This window comes from Mesorhizobium sp. M0659, assembly GCF_040320605.1.
Classification (GTDB): Bacteria; Pseudomonadota; Alphaproteobacteria; order Rhizobiales; family Rhizobiaceae; genus Mesorhizobium.
In genome coordinates this window covers 20,053-34,264 of the sequence record NZ_JAMYPY010000014.1, presented here as the reverse complement: position 1 = coordinate 34,264, position 14,212 = coordinate 20,053, and the positions used below count along the sequence as shown (strand labels likewise).

16 protein-coding genes are annotated in these 14,212 nt (G+C 63.3%); 8 read left to right on the top strand and 8 right to left on the bottom strand.

Annotated features, from left to right (window positions below):
* Positions 1-2 precede the first annotated feature (2 nt).
* A complete protein-coding gene (dapE, locus tag NKI31_RS21330) occupies positions 3-1,193 on the bottom strand; it encodes a succinyl-diaminopimelate desuccinylase (protein WP_352519065.1) in 1,191 nt (396 codons plus the stop codon).
* A gap of 114 nt (positions 1,194-1,307) precedes the next feature.
* Between dapE and NKI31_RS21325 the strand changes: the two genes are divergently transcribed.
* Positions 1,308-2,321: a 2-dehydropantoate 2-reductase gene (locus NKI31_RS21325; protein ID WP_352652497.1), complete on the top strand. Its 1,014-nt coding sequence runs from the start codon at positions 1,308-1,310 to the stop codon at positions 2,319-2,321.
* Positions 2,322-2,387: 66 nt separating this feature from the next.
* Here NKI31_RS21325 and NKI31_RS21320 read toward each other — a convergent pair whose 3' ends face one another.
* From NKI31_RS21320 to dapD, 3 genes are read right to left on the bottom strand one after another with little or no spacing between them, the layout of a single operon-like run.
* Complete coding sequence (locus tag NKI31_RS21320) at positions 2,388-3,158, bottom strand: hypothetical protein (RefSeq protein WP_352520657.1); 771 nt, start codon at positions 3,156-3,158, stop codon at positions 2,388-2,390.
* 21 nt (positions 3,159-3,179) lie between these two features.
* On the bottom strand, positions 3,180-3,584 hold the full coding sequence (locus NKI31_RS21315; protein WP_081725464.1) for a DUF805 domain-containing protein: 405 nt from the start codon (positions 3,582-3,584) through the stop codon (positions 3,180-3,182).
* Positions 3,581-4,435, bottom strand: a complete 855-nt coding sequence (gene dapD, locus NKI31_RS21310; protein ID WP_352652496.1) for a 2,3,4,5-tetrahydropyridine-2,6-dicarboxylate N-succinyltransferase — start codon at positions 4,433-4,435, stop codon at positions 3,581-3,583. The genes NKI31_RS21315 and dapD overlap by 4 nt, the downstream gene beginning before the upstream one ends.
* Before the next feature lie 148 nt (positions 4,436-4,583).
* Here dapD and NKI31_RS21305 point away from each other — a divergent pair, with 148 nt between their 5' ends.
* Complete coding sequence (locus NKI31_RS21305) at positions 4,584-5,429, top strand: LOG family protein (protein ID WP_023681343.1); 846 nt, start codon at positions 4,584-4,586, stop codon at positions 5,427-5,429.
* A 97-nt stretch (positions 5,430-5,526) separates the two neighbouring features.
* Here the strand turns inward: NKI31_RS21305 and NKI31_RS21300 are convergent, their stop codons facing one another.
* The gene (locus NKI31_RS21300) at positions 5,527-6,228 is read right to left on the bottom strand and encodes a pyrimidine 5'-nucleotidase (RefSeq protein WP_352652494.1); all 702 of its coding nucleotides are present in this window, start codon (positions 6,226-6,228) and stop codon (positions 5,527-5,529) included.
* Positions 6,229-6,403: 175 nt separating this feature from the next.
* On the opposite strand from NKI31_RS21300, the gene NKI31_RS21295 reads away from it, so the two are divergent.
* The 3 genes from NKI31_RS21295 to NKI31_RS21285 all read left to right on the top strand — a co-directional run bounded on the left by NKI31_RS21295 (position 6,404) and on the right by NKI31_RS21285 (position 8,950).
* Complete coding sequence (locus NKI31_RS21295) at positions 6,404-7,165, top strand: GGDEF domain-containing protein (RefSeq protein WP_023681345.1); 762 nt, start codon at positions 6,404-6,406, stop codon at positions 7,163-7,165.
* Positions 7,166-7,343: 178 nt separating this feature from the next.
* The gene (locus tag NKI31_RS21290) at positions 7,344-7,514 is read left to right on the top strand and encodes a hypothetical protein (protein ID WP_352652493.1); all 171 of its coding nucleotides are present in this window, start codon (positions 7,344-7,346) and stop codon (positions 7,512-7,514) included.
* Positions 7,511-8,950 carry a GMC oxidoreductase gene (locus NKI31_RS21285; RefSeq protein WP_352459997.1) on the top strand — a complete coding sequence of 480 codons (1,440 nt, stop codon included), beginning with the start codon at positions 7,511-7,513 and terminating at the stop codon, positions 8,948-8,950. The genes NKI31_RS21290 and NKI31_RS21285 overlap by 4 nt, the downstream gene beginning before the upstream one ends.
* A 196-nt stretch (positions 8,951-9,146) precedes the next feature.
* On the opposite strand, the gene phhA is transcribed toward NKI31_RS21285, so the two are convergent.
* On the bottom strand, positions 9,147-9,983 hold the full coding sequence (phhA, locus tag NKI31_RS21280) for a phenylalanine 4-monooxygenase (protein WP_023732756.1): 837 nt from the start codon (positions 9,981-9,983) through the stop codon (positions 9,147-9,149).
* 137 nt (positions 9,984-10,120) lie between these two features.
* Here phhA and NKI31_RS21275 point away from each other — a divergent pair, with 137 nt between their 5' ends.
* The 3 genes from NKI31_RS21275 (at position 10,121) to NKI31_RS21265 (ending at position 12,767) form a co-directional block, all read left to right on the top strand.
* Complete coding sequence (locus tag NKI31_RS21275; RefSeq protein WP_023732755.1) at positions 10,121-10,597, top strand: Lrp/AsnC family transcriptional regulator; 477 nt, start codon at positions 10,121-10,123, stop codon at positions 10,595-10,597.
* 111 nt (positions 10,598-10,708) lie between these two features.
* Positions 10,709-12,256, top strand: a complete 1,548-nt coding sequence (bchE, locus tag NKI31_RS21270; RefSeq protein ID WP_352652492.1) for a magnesium-protoporphyrin IX monomethyl ester anaerobic oxidative cyclase — start codon at positions 10,709-10,711, stop codon at positions 12,254-12,256.
* Between the two features lie 112 nt (positions 12,257-12,368).
* Positions 12,369-12,767, top strand: coding sequence for a RidA family protein (locus NKI31_RS21265; RefSeq protein WP_352652491.1), 399 nt, complete (start codon positions 12,369-12,371; stop codon positions 12,765-12,767).
* A 42-nt stretch (positions 12,768-12,809) separates the two neighbouring features.
* Here NKI31_RS21265 and argB read toward each other — a convergent pair whose 3' ends face one another.
* Together argB and NKI31_RS21255 are read right to left on the bottom strand one after the other, a co-directional pair.
* Positions 12,810-13,703 (bottom strand): acetylglutamate kinase, encoded by an 894-nt coding sequence (argB, locus tag NKI31_RS21260; protein WP_013528489.1) that lies wholly within the window; start codon positions 13,701-13,703, stop codon positions 12,810-12,812.
* Positions 13,704-13,803: 100 nt separating this feature from the next.
* Positions 13,804-14,121 (bottom strand): amidase family protein, encoded by a 318-nt coding sequence (locus NKI31_RS21255; protein ID WP_352652490.1) that lies wholly within the window; start codon positions 14,119-14,121, stop codon positions 13,804-13,806.
* Positions 14,122-14,212 lie beyond the last annotated feature (91 nt).

The window sequence follows — 14,212 nt, the reverse complement described above, 5'->3', positions numbered from 1 at the left end:
GATCAGCCCTGCTCGAACCAGTCATCGATGAAGCGCTGGTAGATTTGGGTCAGCGTCTCGAGGTCGGCCAGTGCGACGCGCTCGTCGACCATGTGCATGGTCTTGCCGACGAGGCCGAACTCGACCACCGGGCAATAGTCCTTGATGAAACGCGCATCCGAGGTTCCGCCCGAGGTGGACAGCGCCGGCTCCTTGCCGACCGTCGCCTTGATCGACCCGCGCAGCGTCCCGATCAGCTTGTCGTCGCGCGTCAGGAAGACATGGCTCGGCCGGTCGCGCCAGATCAACTCGTAGTCGACCGGCGTCTTGCCGGTCCGGTATTTCTTGCGCTTCGCCGCCTGGTCGAGGCGGTTATGGATCTCGGCCTGCACCGTCTCGGCAGTCCATGTGTCGTTGAAGCGGATGTTGAAGGTGGCTGTCGCCTTGGCCGGAATAACATTGGTCGCCGGGTTGCCGACATCAATCGAGGTCACTTCCAGATTGGTCGGCTGAAAATCCTTCGTGCCCTTGTCGAAGACGGGCGACAGCAAGGCGTCGACCAGGCTGATCAGGCCGCGCACCGGATTGTCGGCGAGCAATGGATAGGCGACATGGCCCTGGCGGCCGTTGACCGTGACACTGCCCGACATCGAGCCACGCCGGCCGATCTTGATCATGTCGCCGAGCGTGTCCGGATTGGTCGGCTCGCCGACGATCGCGGCGTCCCATCTCTCGCCCCTGGCCGCCGCCCAGTCGAGCAGTTTTGTCGTCCCGTTGATGGCCGGCCCCTCCTCGTCGCCGGTAATCAGCAGCGAGACCGAGCCTTTCGGACCACCCTTGTTCTCGACATGGCGCGCCACGGCAGCGATGAAACAGGCAATGCCGCCCTTCATGTCGACGGCGCCGCGGCCGTACATCTCGCCCTTGGCGATCTCAGCGGCAAAGGGCGGATGCGTCCACGACGCCTCGTCGCCCGCCGGCACCACGTCGGTATGGCCGGCAAACATCAGATGCGGCCCATTACCGGAGCGGCGCGCGTAGAGGTTCTCGATGTCGGGGGTGCCGTGTTCGGAAAACACCGGGCGTTCGACGGAAAAGCCGAACGGCTTCAGCATGCCTTCCAGGGCAGCCAGCGCGCCGCCCTCGGCGGGCGTTACGGAGGCGCAGCGTATGAGGGTCGCGAGGTTGGCGGCGGGATCGGTCGGCAGTTTCATGGGCAAAGCGATAATCGAAAGCGAAAGGCCTGTCACGGCCAGAGATGATGACCGGTCTGCAGCCGACATTATGGTTTTCATGTCGTATAGTGCAGGCCAACACGAGATAATCGCATGGCCAACGCCGAAAAGACCATCGTCATTGCCGGCGCCGGCAGCATCGGCTGCTATGTCGGCGGTTGCCTGGCGCTGGCCGGACGCAAGGTGGTGTTTTTGGCGCGGCCAGGCATCGCGACGGCCTTGCTGGACGGTGGCCTGCGCATCACCGATCTTGATGGTCGCGACCGATCCATCCGGCCGGAGTCCGTCACCACCGATCCCGCCGCTGCCCTGGCCAGCGCCGACGTGGTGCTGGTGACGGTCAAGAACGGCGCTACCGACGAGATGGCGTCGCTTGTTGCCGGACATGCGCGCGGCGATGTCGTGGTGGTCAGCCTGCAGAACGGCGTCGGCAATGCCGACCGGTTACGCGCCGGGCTCGGTGGACGGACTGTGCTCGCCGGCATGGTGCCGTTCAATGTCGTCCAGTCGGCCATAGGCAATTTGCCGCTTCACGTGCATCGCGCCAGCGACGGCAAGGTCATGATCGAAGTTGGCGTGACCGGCCTTGCCGGCCTTCTCGATGTCGAAGGGCTTGGCGTGGAAACCCATCCCGACATGAAAGCCGTTCAGTGGGGCAAGCTGCTGATCAACCTCAACAACGCGCTTGTCGCCTTGTCCGGCCTGCCGCTGGCGAGCGAACTTGCCGACCGCCGCTGGCGGCGGATCCTGGCCGGTCAGATCGACGAGGCCTTGGCGGCGATGAAGGCGTTACATATCGCGCCGGCGCGGATCGGCGGCTTGCGTCCCGGCCTGCTGCCGAAGCTGCTCCGGCTGCCGGACTGGCTGTTCCGGCTGGTCGCCCGCCGCATGCTCGCCATCGACCCGCAGGCGCGCTCGTCGATGTGGGACGACCTCCAGCGCGGTCGGCCGACCGAGATCGGTGACCTGCAGGGGGCCGTCCTGAGCCTCGCCGAAAAGGCCGGCACGCCGGCGCCTCTGCTGAAGCGGGTCACCGCGCTGGTGCGGCAGGCCGAGCGGGAAAAGCGCGGCTCACCCGGGCTGACGCCGGAAGCCGTCACTGGATAGTCTACTTGCCGCGAGCCTCGGGCCTTGGCCCGCATAGCCCGAAAAGAGGCGCGTGGGCCCGCCGCGTCACAGCTTTGGTGCGCGCCTCGGAGCCGGCGCTTTGCTCGCCGGGGCTGGCGCCGGCACGGGCTGCGCCGCCGGGTGGTTCTCGATCAGCGTGATCTTCTGCCAGATCTTGCGCGACAGGTTGGACGCCAGGTTCTCGACGTCGTTGACGCCGTCGATGACCACATCGTCATTGACGGACTGCGCAAACAGCGCCGCGATCTTGCCGGTGATCGACAGCATTTCCGAGCAATAGTCGAGGTAGCGCGCAAGGTCGGCGGCATTGGTGATGCGAGCCGGCGAATGCGCGGTCGGCCTGAAATTGGCGGACAATGCTGCCGGATCCTTGGTCAGCTGGTGCATGTCGATGACATGGATCAGCGATCTCAACCCATGCAGCTGGCGAAACACCCGCTTGCGCTTGATGCGCTCCTCGGTGCGGATCAGCGCCAGCAGGCCGAGCACGGCAAGGATCATCATGTTGATCGTGGCTTCGATGCCTTGCACCGACTGCACCGCATCGTCGGCCTGCGAGATATGGATGAGCGGCAGGATGGTGCCGACGAATAGGAAGATCAGCGCGCCGGCGGCAACAGCGGCGACGATGGCGCCGCGCAGCCACCAGATCGGCGCTTCGAGCGCCTGCGCCGCCTTGGCCAGGTCGCGCGACAGCGACACCAGTTCGGCGGCGACGCCGCGTAGGCCGGCATCGGGAAAACGCTCGGCGACGCGCTCTTCCAGCCGCTCGGCGGTGTCGATGATCAGTTTCGGATCAAGCGTGCGGTAGCGCATGGCGAGATATCCGGTCGGCGCTCATGGTTCAGCCGGCGCGTTGCTGCGTTTGCCGTAGCGGTTCGGACCGGGGTCACCGCGGAAACACGCTAGAACGATGAGAAGAATGGGGCCGATGATAAGAGAGATCAACGCGTAATAAGTCGGCTTGCCGAAATCATGAAACCGCTTTGCGGTTACCGCAAAGCTCGACCATGTCGAGATCAGCAAAACGACCCAGAACACAAGTGCCCAGTTCTGGCTGGTTGCGGTGCCGGGTTCCAGTCTCGACAACTGGTAGAGCGGGAAAAACTGTGCAAGCACCAGCAGCAGCCCGGCGAGCACGTAGGCACTTGGGCTGACGCGCCCTGAGAGGCTGAAGAAAAGCCAGGGAAGTGGTGGTGTGTTGGGCAATCTGGAGCGCTCTGGTTGCTCGGACAGGATCAATCACGCAGCAGTTCGTTGATCGAGGTTTTCGACCGGGTCTTGGCATCGACGCGCTTGACGATGACGGCGCAGTAGAGGCCAGGGCCCGGCTCGTTGTTCGGAAAGGCCTTGCCCGGCGTCGAGCCGGCGACGACGACCGAATTCGGCGGCACCTCGCCATAAAACACTTCGCCGGTGGCGCGGTCGACGATCTTGGTCGACTGGCCGATGAACACACCCATTCCGAGCACCGAGCCTTCGCGCACGATGCAGCCCTCGACCACTTCGGAGCGCGCGCCGATGAAGCAATTGTCCTCGATGATGGTCGGGCCGGCCTGCATCGGCTCCAGCACCCCGCCGATGCCTACGCCGCCCGAGAGGTGCACATTCTTGCCGATCTGGGCGCAGGAGCCGACCGAGGCCCAGGTGTCGACCATGGTGCCGCTATCGACATAGGCGCCGACATTGACGAAGGACGGCATCAGCACCGCGCCCGGCGCGACATAGGCCGAGCGGCGCACGATCGAAGACGGCACGGCGCGGAAGCCTGCCTTCTCGAAATCGACCGCGCTCCAGCCGTCGAACTTCGACGCCACCTTGTCCCACCAGACCGCCTGGCCGGGGCCGCCCTTGATGATCTCCATCGGATAGAGCCGGAACGAGAGCAGCACCGCCTTCTTCAGCCATTGGTTGACATGCCATTTGCCATCGGCCTGGCGCTCGGCAACGCGCACGGTGCCACGGTCGAGCAGGTCGAGTGAGGACTGGATGGCGTCGCGCGTTTCGCCCCGAGTCGCAGTCGAAATCGTGTCGCGCTCCTCAAAGGCCTTCTCGATCGTCTTTTCGAGGCTGGCCAGATCAGGCTTCGACATGAATTCGCTCCGTTACCACGCTGTTAAGGCCGTCGGCCTTAACCTTGTTTTGAAAGTCGCGCGGACCCTATGTTAAGGCGTATTGGGGGTCAATCGCGCGTGCGCCATGGGACGGCGCAAGTGAACTGTTGGGACGGGTAGAAAGCATATGACTCCTATGGAAAAGGCGGGATGGACGCCGCTGCCGCATTCGGACGAGGATCTGGAGCGCTCGAAAAGCGTTCCCGACACGCCGCAGACTCGCGCCGAAACCTACCGGCTGGCCTGGAACGATCCCGACTTCATGACGCGCCGGGAATTGCGCGCTGTGCGCTTGCAGCTTGAGCTCTTGAAGCCCGAAATGATCCTGGCCGAGCGCGGCATCCGCTCGACGGTCATCCTGTTCGGCGGCGCGCGTATTCCCGAGCCCGGCGGCGAGGCCTGGGCCGCCAAGAACGAGACGCAGAAGAAAAACCTCGAGGAAAACAGCAAATACTACGAGGAGGCGCGCAAATTCGCCCGCCTCTGCTCACAGCAATCGGCCACGTCCTACTACCGCGAATTCGTCGTCGTCACCGGTGGCGGCCCAGGCGTGATGGAGGCGGGAAATCGCGGCGCCGACGATGTCGGCGCGCCGTCGATCGGCCTCAACATCGTCCTGCCACACGAGCAGGCGCCGAACGCCTATGTGACCCCGGAGCTGTGCTTCAACTTCCACTATTTCGCCATCCGCAAGATGCATTTCGTCATGCGCGCCAAGGCCGTCGCGGTGTTTCCGGGCGGCTTCGGTACCATGGACGAATTCTTCGAGACGCTGACGCTGATCCAGACCGGCCGCATGGAGCGCGTGCCGGTGATCCTGTTCGGCAAGGCGTTCTGGCAGCGCGCGATCGACCTCGATTTCCTGGCCGAACAAGGCACCATCACGCCCGGCGACCAGGATATCATCGACTTTGTCGACACCGCCGACGAGGCCTGGGGGATCATCAGCCGCTTCTACAAGTTGGGGGAGTAGGGGAACCGGGAATTGAAGAACTGAAGAATTGAGGAAAAGGAGGTCCGGATCGGTCTCCCTTTCACCAGTTCTTCAATTCTTCAGCTCCTCAATTCCTCTACCCCTCCACTATCCCCGTCAGAAACGTCGCGAGATCGTCGGTGACGAAATCGACGTCGTCCTCATTGGCCGGATCGCGTTCCCAGATCTCGGCAAAGGTCGGCTCGAAATTGCGCGGCACCACCAGCACCGTGGTCATGCCCAGTGATTTCGGCACCTCGAGGTTGCGGGCGAGATCCTCGAACATCACCGCATTGTGTCCGGTGACGGCGTGCAGTTCGGCAAACTTCTCATAGGTCTGCCGCGACGGCTTCGGCGTCAGCCCGGCGGCGACGATATCGAAAATGTCGTCGAAATGGTCGAGTATGCCGAGCTGGCGCGCGGTGCGCTCGGCGTGCCTGCGGTCGCCATTGGTGAAGATGAACTTGCGGCCGGGCAGCTGGCGGATAGCGGTGCCCAGCACCGGATCCGGCACCAGCCACGAATAGTCGATATCATGCACCTTTTCGAGAAAGTCGTCGGGGTCGATGCCGTGACGCGTCATCAGCCCGTTCAGCGTCGTGCCATATTCGAGATAGAGTTCCTTCTGCAGCTTGCGCGCTTCCTCGCGCGGCAGCGTGAGCAGTTCTCCGACATAGGCCGTCATCTTGACGTCGATCTGCGAAAACAGATTCGAATGGTGCGGATAAAGCGTGTTGTCGAGGTCGAACACCCAGTCGGTGACATGGGCGAAGCGGGCGGGATCGGGCAGCGTGGTCATGGCGTCCTTATGGCATGAAATATCTGCCGTTCGAACCCCTTTCTGATGTAGAGCTTATCCACAACCTATGTGCATCTAGAGTTGTAAAAATGGGCTCACCATTCAAATTTTAGCCATCACGGAAAGGTGGCCTTCAGGGCTTGCTGGCACAGAGACGGTTCAGTGGGAGCCAGCGATGAGTCGCATAGTCTTAAAGTCCGCCGCGGTCGCATTCGGCTCGGTAGCCATCTCGCTTTTGCTGACGCTGATCATCGTTCCCGCCATGGGTTTTCCGGTCGACCGCACTGTCTGGCTGACATCGACGGTGTGCCCGCTGGCGCTCGCCTGGATCGCCTGCGCCAGCACCTTCTGGCAGAGCGACCGACTGAAAAACGCGCATCGCGATCTCGCCCGCGCGCATGCCCAGCTCGCCGCCGCGCATCGGCGCCTGTCGGCGAAGGCGAGCCGCGACGACATGACCGGCATGCTCAACCGCGAGAGCTTCTTTGCCGCGTTGGACGGCTCGCGGCGCAAATCCGATCGCGGCGCGCTGCTGATCATCGACGCCGACCATTTCAAGGCGATCAACGACAGTTTCGGCCATCTGACCGGCGATGACGCACTGGTGTTGATCGCCAGCGCCATCGAGCGCGGCGTCCGCAGCGGCGACGTGCTCGGCCGCATTGGCGGTGAGGAGTTCGGCGCCTTCCTGGTCGGCGCTACGGAAGCCGAAGCCCGGCGCGTGGCCGAGCGCATCCGCCGTGAAGTCGAGCTGGTCCGCTTTCGTCCGGTCGACGAGCGCACGGTGCCGCTGACCGTCTCGATCGGCGGCATCACCTGTGCGCAAGATGCCGATGTCTCGGACCTGATGCGCGCCGCCGACCGCCGGCTCTACGAGGCCAAGCACCGCGGCCGCAATTTGTCGATCCTCGACCGGGATATTTCCGAAGCTGCCTGAGGTGTTGGTGGTGGGGCTGTTAACGGTTCGCCGACATTGTTTCCACGCAACTGCGCCGTTTACCGGGTTGTAACTCGTTTACACGCAAGGCTTGGCACGGGAATGGCATGTCTGGCCGGTACGTGTGCCGTTCAGGGAACGCTATGCGTGGATCGAAGCCCCCATCCAGAGACGTGTCATGAGTTTGTTCATCAGGAAAATATCGCGCCGCACCATCGTGCAGGCGCTGATTGCGATGCCGGCGCTACAGCTTTTTCGCAAGCAGCCTGACAGCGACCGCCCCCCGGCCGATCCCGACGTGATCGTCGTGGTCAATGGCTGGATCCTGAAGCGGAGCGACCTGGCATGATCTTCGACAGCTATGAGGCGTTTCGAGCCTCGGATTTCAAGCCCAAGGTCTGCATTCTCGGCTCCGGGCCGGCCGGCACCACCATTGCCAGAAAGCTCGGCGCCGCCGGCATTCCGGTCGTGGTGCTGGAGGCCGGCGCACGCGAATTCAGCGACGAGTCGCAGGATTTCTACCGCGGCTCCACGGTCGGCGATCAATATTTCGATCTCGACATCACCCGGCTGCGCTTCATGGGCGGGTCGTCGAACCACTGGGCCGGCTGGTGCCGCGTGCTCGACAAGCAGGACTTTGAGCCCAAGGCATGGGCGCCGGACACCGGCTGGCCAATCGCCCGGACCGACATCGAGCCCTATCTGTCCGAGCTGCACGACATACTCGAGCTTCCCGACTTCAAGCCCGATGTGCCGATTTCAGACGACATACGCTGGGTGCAGCTGATCAAGAGCCCGGCCGTGCGCTTTGGCGAGAAATTCTCCGACGAGCTCGACAAGAGCAAGAACATAGCGCTCGTGCTCAACACCTATGCCACCGAACTTGCCGGGGACGGCAAACGAGTGACCGGCGCCAGGCTGTGGTCGAACGGCAAGGATGCCGGCGCCTTCAGCGCCGATTATTTCATCGTCTGCGCCGGCGGGCTGGAGAATTCGCGGCTGCTTCTATGGTCGAACCAGCGCTCGAATGGCGGCGTGGTGCCGAACGCCACGGCACTTGGCCGCTACTGGATGGAGCACCCGACCTTCGAGGGCGGCAATGCCATCCTGGCCGATTACAGCGAGTTCGAGGTCGATGCCGTCAACGAGGCGTTCTTCTCGCCGACGCTCGCCGCCATGGAGCGGCTGCAGATCATGAATTTCGGCATACGCCTGATCGAGACGCCCTATGCCGGCGTCAAGAGCCTGATTGCCGACCTTGCCTGCACCGCGCCCGAGGCCGCCGAATGGGTCGCCTACCAGCTCAGCCAGAACCTGCGCTGCGCCGCCCAGCTCTACGTCGCCTGGGAACAGGCGCCGCTGGCCTCGAACCATATCGAATTGTCGAAGACCGATGTCGACCGTGCCGGCGTGCCGCGCATCGAGCTGCACTGGAAGAAGTCGCCGTTGGAGCGCCGCACCATCCTCGAGGGGCTCAAGTTGTTCGGAACGACGCTGATCGAGAAGGACCTCGGCCGCGTCCGCATCATGGACTGGCTGACCAATGGCGAGGACTACCCGACGGATGAGGAACTGGCCGGCCACCACCACATGGGCGGCACGCGCATGGGCACCGATGTCGTCAAGAGCGTGGTCGACGCCAACTGCAAGGTGCACGGCATGGATAATCTCTATGTCGGTGGTTCCTCGGTATTCTGCACCTCTGGCGAATGCAATCCAACGACGACGATCACAGCGCTTGCCTGCCGGCTAGGCGACCATCTGACCAAAGTAATCACGGTGTGACGAAGTCATCCACGGTGTGACGAAGTCATTACCGTCTGATTGTGAAAAAAGCGAACGGCGCGACAGGATTGCTGCCGGCGCTACCCATGCCTTGGTGTCGAAACCCTCGGAAATCAGCGCCAACGAGATCTCCCTCCTCCTTTGTGGGGAGGGATTAAGGGTGGGGGTAGGTGCCGCGCAAACCCTTCAGGATTTGCTAAACCGTCGCTGGATCCAGCGCCGGCTGCCCCTTGCGGCGGGCGACGATCGCCTTGAAATCGGCGGTCCGGAACGCATCGCGCAACACGTCGAAGGACGGCAGCACGAAATAGGCGCGCTGGAACTTGTCGATCTCGTAGCCGGTGCGCATCACCGTTTCGAGGTCGAAGGGCACGTGGTGCGCGTCCGGGCTCGCGACGGCGAACTGCAATTCGGTGAACGACGACATCAGCCCGGCGCCGAAAGCTTTCCGCTTCTGGCCCTCCTCCTGTATCAGCCCGTATTCGGCGGTGTACCAGTAGAGCCGGGTGATCATCTCGTCACCGCCCAGTGCAATCACGCTCTCGGCCTTTTCGCCATACATCTGCATGAAGTCGGCAAACACCGGCTGTGTCAGGATGGGCACATGGCCGAAGAAGTCGTGGAACATGTCGGGTTCGACGATGTAGTCGAGCTCGTCCTTGGTGCGTAGCCAGTTGGTCACCGGAAAGCGCCGGTTGGCGAGATGGTCGAAGAAGGGCGCGGCCGGGATGAGGCCAGGCACGGCGACGATTTCCCAGCCGGTCAGCTTGCGCAGCTTGTCTGAGACCGCGCCGAAATCCGGGATCTTGTCGAGCAGGCCGAGTGCGGCGATCCCATCGAGATAGGAATGGTGCGCCAGCTTCTGCGTCAGCTTGGTCTGCCGGTCGCACAACGTGCGCCACACCGCCTGTTCGTCGGCGCTGTAGTTGTAGCCCTGCGCCACGGTGAAGTCGGAACGGCACACTGAATAGTCGCCACGCAGGCCTTGCGCCGCGCAATCACGGGCATATTCGGCAACGCTCATCGTCGTCATGGTTCTTCTCCCTGATCGTGACACTTGAATCTGTCCGCAGAGTCTAGCGGCGGCCGGCGAGGCAATTCAGCTTTGATGATGGCTTGGGTCCATGATTTGAGGTAAAAATCACCAAGCAGAAGCTGAAGAGAGTGAAAATGCCTCAGTTCGACGATTTCGAGATCAAGATGCTGGATGTTCTTCAGCGCGATGGACGCAAGCCCGTGTCCGAACTGGCGCAGGAGATCGGCCTGTCGACGACGCCTTGCGCCCGCCGCTTCGAGGCGCTGCAGGAGGCCGGCATCATCAAGGGCTTTGCCGCCGTGCTCAACCGCCGCGCCGTCGGCCTGATGGTCGAGGTGTTCATCCAGGTGCGCCTCACTAGCCACAGCGACGGTTCGCCCGAAAGCTTCATCGCCGCCGTGCAACGCATGGACGAAGTGTCGTCATGCTGGACGATGACCGGCGACCACGATTTCCTGCTGCACGTCATGGTGCCGTCGGTCGACGAACTCAACGCCTTCGTCATGCACCGCCTGATGCGCCTTGCCGGCGTGCGCGACGTTCACACCCAGCTGGTGCTGCAGAACATCAAGGGCCCGGGCCACGTGCCGCTCGCCCACCTCAGGCGGTAGGACACGCATCGCCATTTCTGCGGAAAAGCTGCACGCAAACTGCTGAACGGAGCCCAAATGCGAAACTGAAACGCCGGCTACGCCATGCGGACCGTCGCTCAAAGGTCCGTCATGAACATCGTGCTGATCAATCCGCCGCACACCGCCATCGGCAGCCGCGTGCCCGATGACCATCTGCCACCGCTCGGCCTGCTGGCACTGGGCGGCCCGCTTATCGACGCCGGCCATAAAGTCCGGCTGGTCGATGCCGAATTCGGGCCGATGCCGTTGGAAACGCTGGTGCGCGATGCGCTCAGCGGCCAGCCCGATTGCATCCTGATCGGCCACTCCGGCTCGACCTCGGCGCATCCCACCGCGCTCGCGATCGCCCGCATGGTCAAGGCGCTCGAGCCGGCGACGCTGGTGATCTATGGCGGCGTGTTCCCGACCTATCACTGGCGCGACATATTGGCGGCGAGCGATGTCTTCGACTTCATCGTGCGCGGCGAGGGCGAGGCAACCATCCTTGCCCTGGTCGTGGCACTGGACAATCGCCGGCCGCTGGGCGATGTCGCGGGTATCGCCTATCGCGACGATCTCGGCCGCCCCTTCGCGACGCGGCCGGCCGGGACCACTGCCAATCTGGACGAGTACCGCGTCAGCTGGGAGCTGATCGATCACCGCCGCTACAGCTATTGGGGCGGCAAGCGCGCCGTGGTCATGCAGTTTTCGCGGGGCTGCCCGCATCTGTGCAACTATTGCGGCCAGCGCGGTTTCTGGACCCGCTGGCGGCACCGCGACCCCAAGAAATTTGCGCAGGAGATTGCCTGGCTGCACCGCCAGCACGGCGTCGAACTGATCAACCTCGCCGACGAAAACCCGACCGTATCGAAGAAGGTTTGGCGCGCCTTTCTCGATGCGCTGATCGCCGAGAACGTGCCGGTGCTGATCGTCGGCTCGACCCGGGCCGACGACATCGTGCGCGATGCCGACATCCTGCACCTCTATCGCAAGGCCGGCGTCATCCGCTGGCTGCTCGGCATGGAAAACACCGACGAACAGACGCTTCAACTGATCCGCAAGGGCGGCAGCACCTCATCCGACCGCGAGGCGATCCGGCTGCTCCGCCAGCATGGCATACTGTCCATGGCGACCTGGGTGGCGGGGTTCGAGGATGAGACCTTTCGCGATCTGTGGCGCGGCTTTCGCCAGCTGCTTGCCTATGACCCCGACCAGATCCAGGCGCTCTATGTCACGCCGCACCGCTGGACGCCGTTCTTCCGCATCGCCAAGGACCGCAAGGTGATCCAGACGGATGCCCGGCTGTGGGACTACAAGCACCAGGTGCTGCAGTTGACGCGGCTGAAACCGTGGATGCTGTTCTTCTCGGTCAAGCTGATCGAGGTCGCGGTGCAGTCGCGGCCGAAGGCGCTGGCGCGCATTCTCTTCCACCCCGATCCCGAACAGCGCCATTCGATGCGCTGGTACACGCAAATGGGCCGCCGCGTGTGGTTCCGCGAGGTCTGGGGTTTTCTGGCCCGCGACCGCCGCCTCAAGGATGGTCCGACGCTGGCTGAGTTCTGGGGCGCTCCGCAGGATGCCGATGAGGAATCCATGGTCGTCATGCGCCCGTCGCGCAAGCCGGCCGAAGCGGCTGTCGCGATCTCGGCCGGCGCCTGACAGGCTCGCTGCCATTCATAGATACGTACCGTATGCGTATTGACATACGCAGCGTATGTACCCACCTCATGCATACGGGACGTATGTGAGTGCCCCGGACAATGGAGTGAAAATGACCAAACGTGACGCGATCTTTCCTGCCGGCCGGCAGGCTCTCTACGAGATCAATCGCTATTCTGCTGCAATCCGATCGGGCGATCTTTTGTTCGTCTCGGGCCAGGTCGGCAGCCGCGAGGACGGGTCGCCCGAACCTGCATTCGAAAAGCAGGTCCAGCTTGCCTTCGATAATCTCGCGGCAGTGCTGAAAGCAGCGGGCGCCACGTTCGACGATATAGTCGACGTGACCACCTTCCACACCGATCCGGCAGCGCAATGGCCCGTGATCGATGCCGTTCGGCTGAAGGTGTTCGGTGAACCGCCCTACACCAATTGGACGGCGGTCGGCGTCAACTGGTTAGCCGGCTTCGACTTCGAGATAAAGGTCATCGCGCGCCTGCCCCAGCCTGCCTAACGGCTGGCCAGCCGATCGACTGGCCGCCAAGCCAGTAGCACCTCAGGGCACGATCAGCGTGCCGGCGCCGTGTTCGGTGAACAGTTCCAGAAGCACCGCATGCGGCGTCTTGCCGTTGAGGATGACGACGCCTTCGACGCCGCGCTCGATCGCCTCGATGCAGGTCTCGACTTTGGGGATCATGCCGCCCGACACCGTGCCGTCCTTGATCAGCGCCTTGGCTTCGGCCACCGTCAGCTCGTCGATCAGCTTCTTGTTCTTGTCGAGCACGCCGGGCACGTCGGTCAGGAACAAAAGGCGCGTCGCCTGGCAGGCGCCGGCGATGGCGCCGGCGAAGGTGTCGGCATTGATGTTGTAGGTATGGCCATCGCGGCCGGGCGCCACCGGCGCCAGCACCGGGATCATTTCGGAGCGCGCCAGCAGGTCGAGCAGGGTGCGGTCGACTTCGACCGGTTCGCCGACGAAACCGAGATCGAGCACACGCTCGATGTTGGAGTCCGGGTCGATCATGGTCTTGCGCGCCTTTTCGGCGAACACCATGTTGCCGTCCTTGCCGCACAGGCCGATCGCCCATTCGCCCTCGGCGTTGATCAGCGCGACGATCTCCTTGTTGATCGAACCGGCCAGCACCATCTCGACGATCTCGACCGTCTTCTGGTCCGTGACGCGCAGCCCGCCTTCGAACTTGGATTCGATTCCCATCTTGGCCAGCATGGCGCCGATCTGCGGCCCGCCGCCATGGACGACGATCGGGTTGACGCCGGACTGCTTCAGCAGCGCGATGTCACGGGCGAAAGCCTTGCCGAGCTCGATATCGCCCATGGCATGACCGCCATATTTCACCACCACCGTCTTGTGCTCGTAGCGCTGCATATAGGGCAGGGCCCGCGAGAGCAGGGCGGCCTGCATTTCGGCGGTGGCGGTGATCTCCGTCATCGGCATGGTTCCCTGGATGTGGGTAAGGACGGCGGCGTCTTAGCGGGAATTGGCCCAGGCCGCAAACAGCTTTGCTGTCACAATGATGAAATCTGCCGGATCAGGCCGGCACCTTGAGCGGCGCCCGCCGCGTCAGCCACCCGGAAATCTTCTCCATCTGCGCGGCGAGCGACAAAACCGTCTGCTCGTCGCCGGGGCGGCCGACGGCCTGGATGCCGAGCGGCAGGCCGGCATCGGTGACATGGACCGGCAGCGCGATCGACGGCTGGCCGCTGACATTGTGGATCGCCGGCCGGTGGGTGAACCACAGGCTCTTGTCCATCAATTGCCCAAACAGGGATCTGATCTCCAAGAGACGGGTCAGATGCAATTTGTCGAGCAGGTTTTCGATGAGCTCGTCGGCCCCCTTCGGGCCCATGGCGCCTCAGGCAAGCGGCGGATGCGCAATGATCGGGTTGCCTCGGCGCGCGCGATCGCAGCATCGACAAGGTCCGGCGGCGAGATCTCGC

What these genes read in the sequence shown, in the direction of transcription:
- NKI31_RS21255 (WP_352652490.1), bottom strand. Translation starts at nt 14,121, where the DNA reads ATGGGCCCGAAGGGGGCCGACGAGCTCATCGAAAACCTGCTCGACAAA.
- NKI31_RS21265 (WP_352652491.1), top strand. Translation starts at nt 12,369, where the DNA reads ATGACCAAACGTGACGCGATCTTTCCTGCCGGCCGGCAGGCTCTCTAC.
- NKI31_RS21305 (WP_023681343.1), top strand. Translation starts at nt 4,584, where the DNA reads ATGACTCCTATGGAAAAGGCGGGATGGACGCCGCTGCCGCATTCGGAC.
- argB (WP_013528489.1), bottom strand. Translation starts at nt 13,703, where the DNA reads ATGACGGAGATCACCGCCACCGCCGAAATGCAGGCCGCCCTGCTCTCG.
- NKI31_RS21275 (WP_023732755.1), top strand. Translation starts at nt 10,121, where the DNA reads ATGCCTCAGTTCGACGATTTCGAGATCAAGATGCTGGATGTTCTTCAG.
- NKI31_RS21300 (WP_352652494.1), bottom strand. Translation starts at nt 6,228, where the DNA reads ATGACCACGCTGCCCGATCCCGCCCGCTTCGCCCATGTCACCGACTGG.
- bchE (WP_352652492.1), top strand. Translation starts at nt 10,709, where the DNA reads ATGAACATCGTGCTGATCAATCCGCCGCACACCGCCATCGGCAGCCGC.
- NKI31_RS21325 (WP_352652497.1), top strand. Translation starts at nt 1,308, where the DNA reads ATGGCCAACGCCGAAAAGACCATCGTCATTGCCGGCGCCGGCAGCATC.
- dapE (WP_352519065.1), bottom strand. Translation starts at nt 1,193, where the DNA reads ATGAAACTGCCGACCGATCCCGCCGCCAACCTCGCGACCCTCATACGC.
- NKI31_RS21285 (WP_352459997.1), top strand. Translation starts at nt 7,511, where the DNA reads ATGATCTTCGACAGCTATGAGGCGTTTCGAGCCTCGGATTTCAAGCCC.
- NKI31_RS21295 (WP_023681345.1), top strand. Translation starts at nt 6,404, where the DNA reads ATGAGTCGCATAGTCTTAAAGTCCGCCGCGGTCGCATTCGGCTCGGTA.
- phhA (WP_023732756.1), bottom strand. Translation starts at nt 9,983, where the DNA reads ATGACGACGATGAGCGTTGCCGAATATGCCCGTGATTGCGCGGCGCAA.
- NKI31_RS21320 (WP_352520657.1), bottom strand. Translation starts at nt 3,158, where the DNA reads ATGCGCTACCGCACGCTTGATCCGAAACTGATCATCGACACCGCCGAG.
- NKI31_RS21290 (WP_352652493.1), top strand. Translation starts at nt 7,344, where the DNA reads ATGAGTTTGTTCATCAGGAAAATATCGCGCCGCACCATCGTGCAGGCG.
- dapD (WP_352652496.1), bottom strand. Translation starts at nt 4,435, where the DNA reads ATGTCGAAGCCTGATCTGGCCAGCCTCGAAAAGACGATCGAGAAGGCC.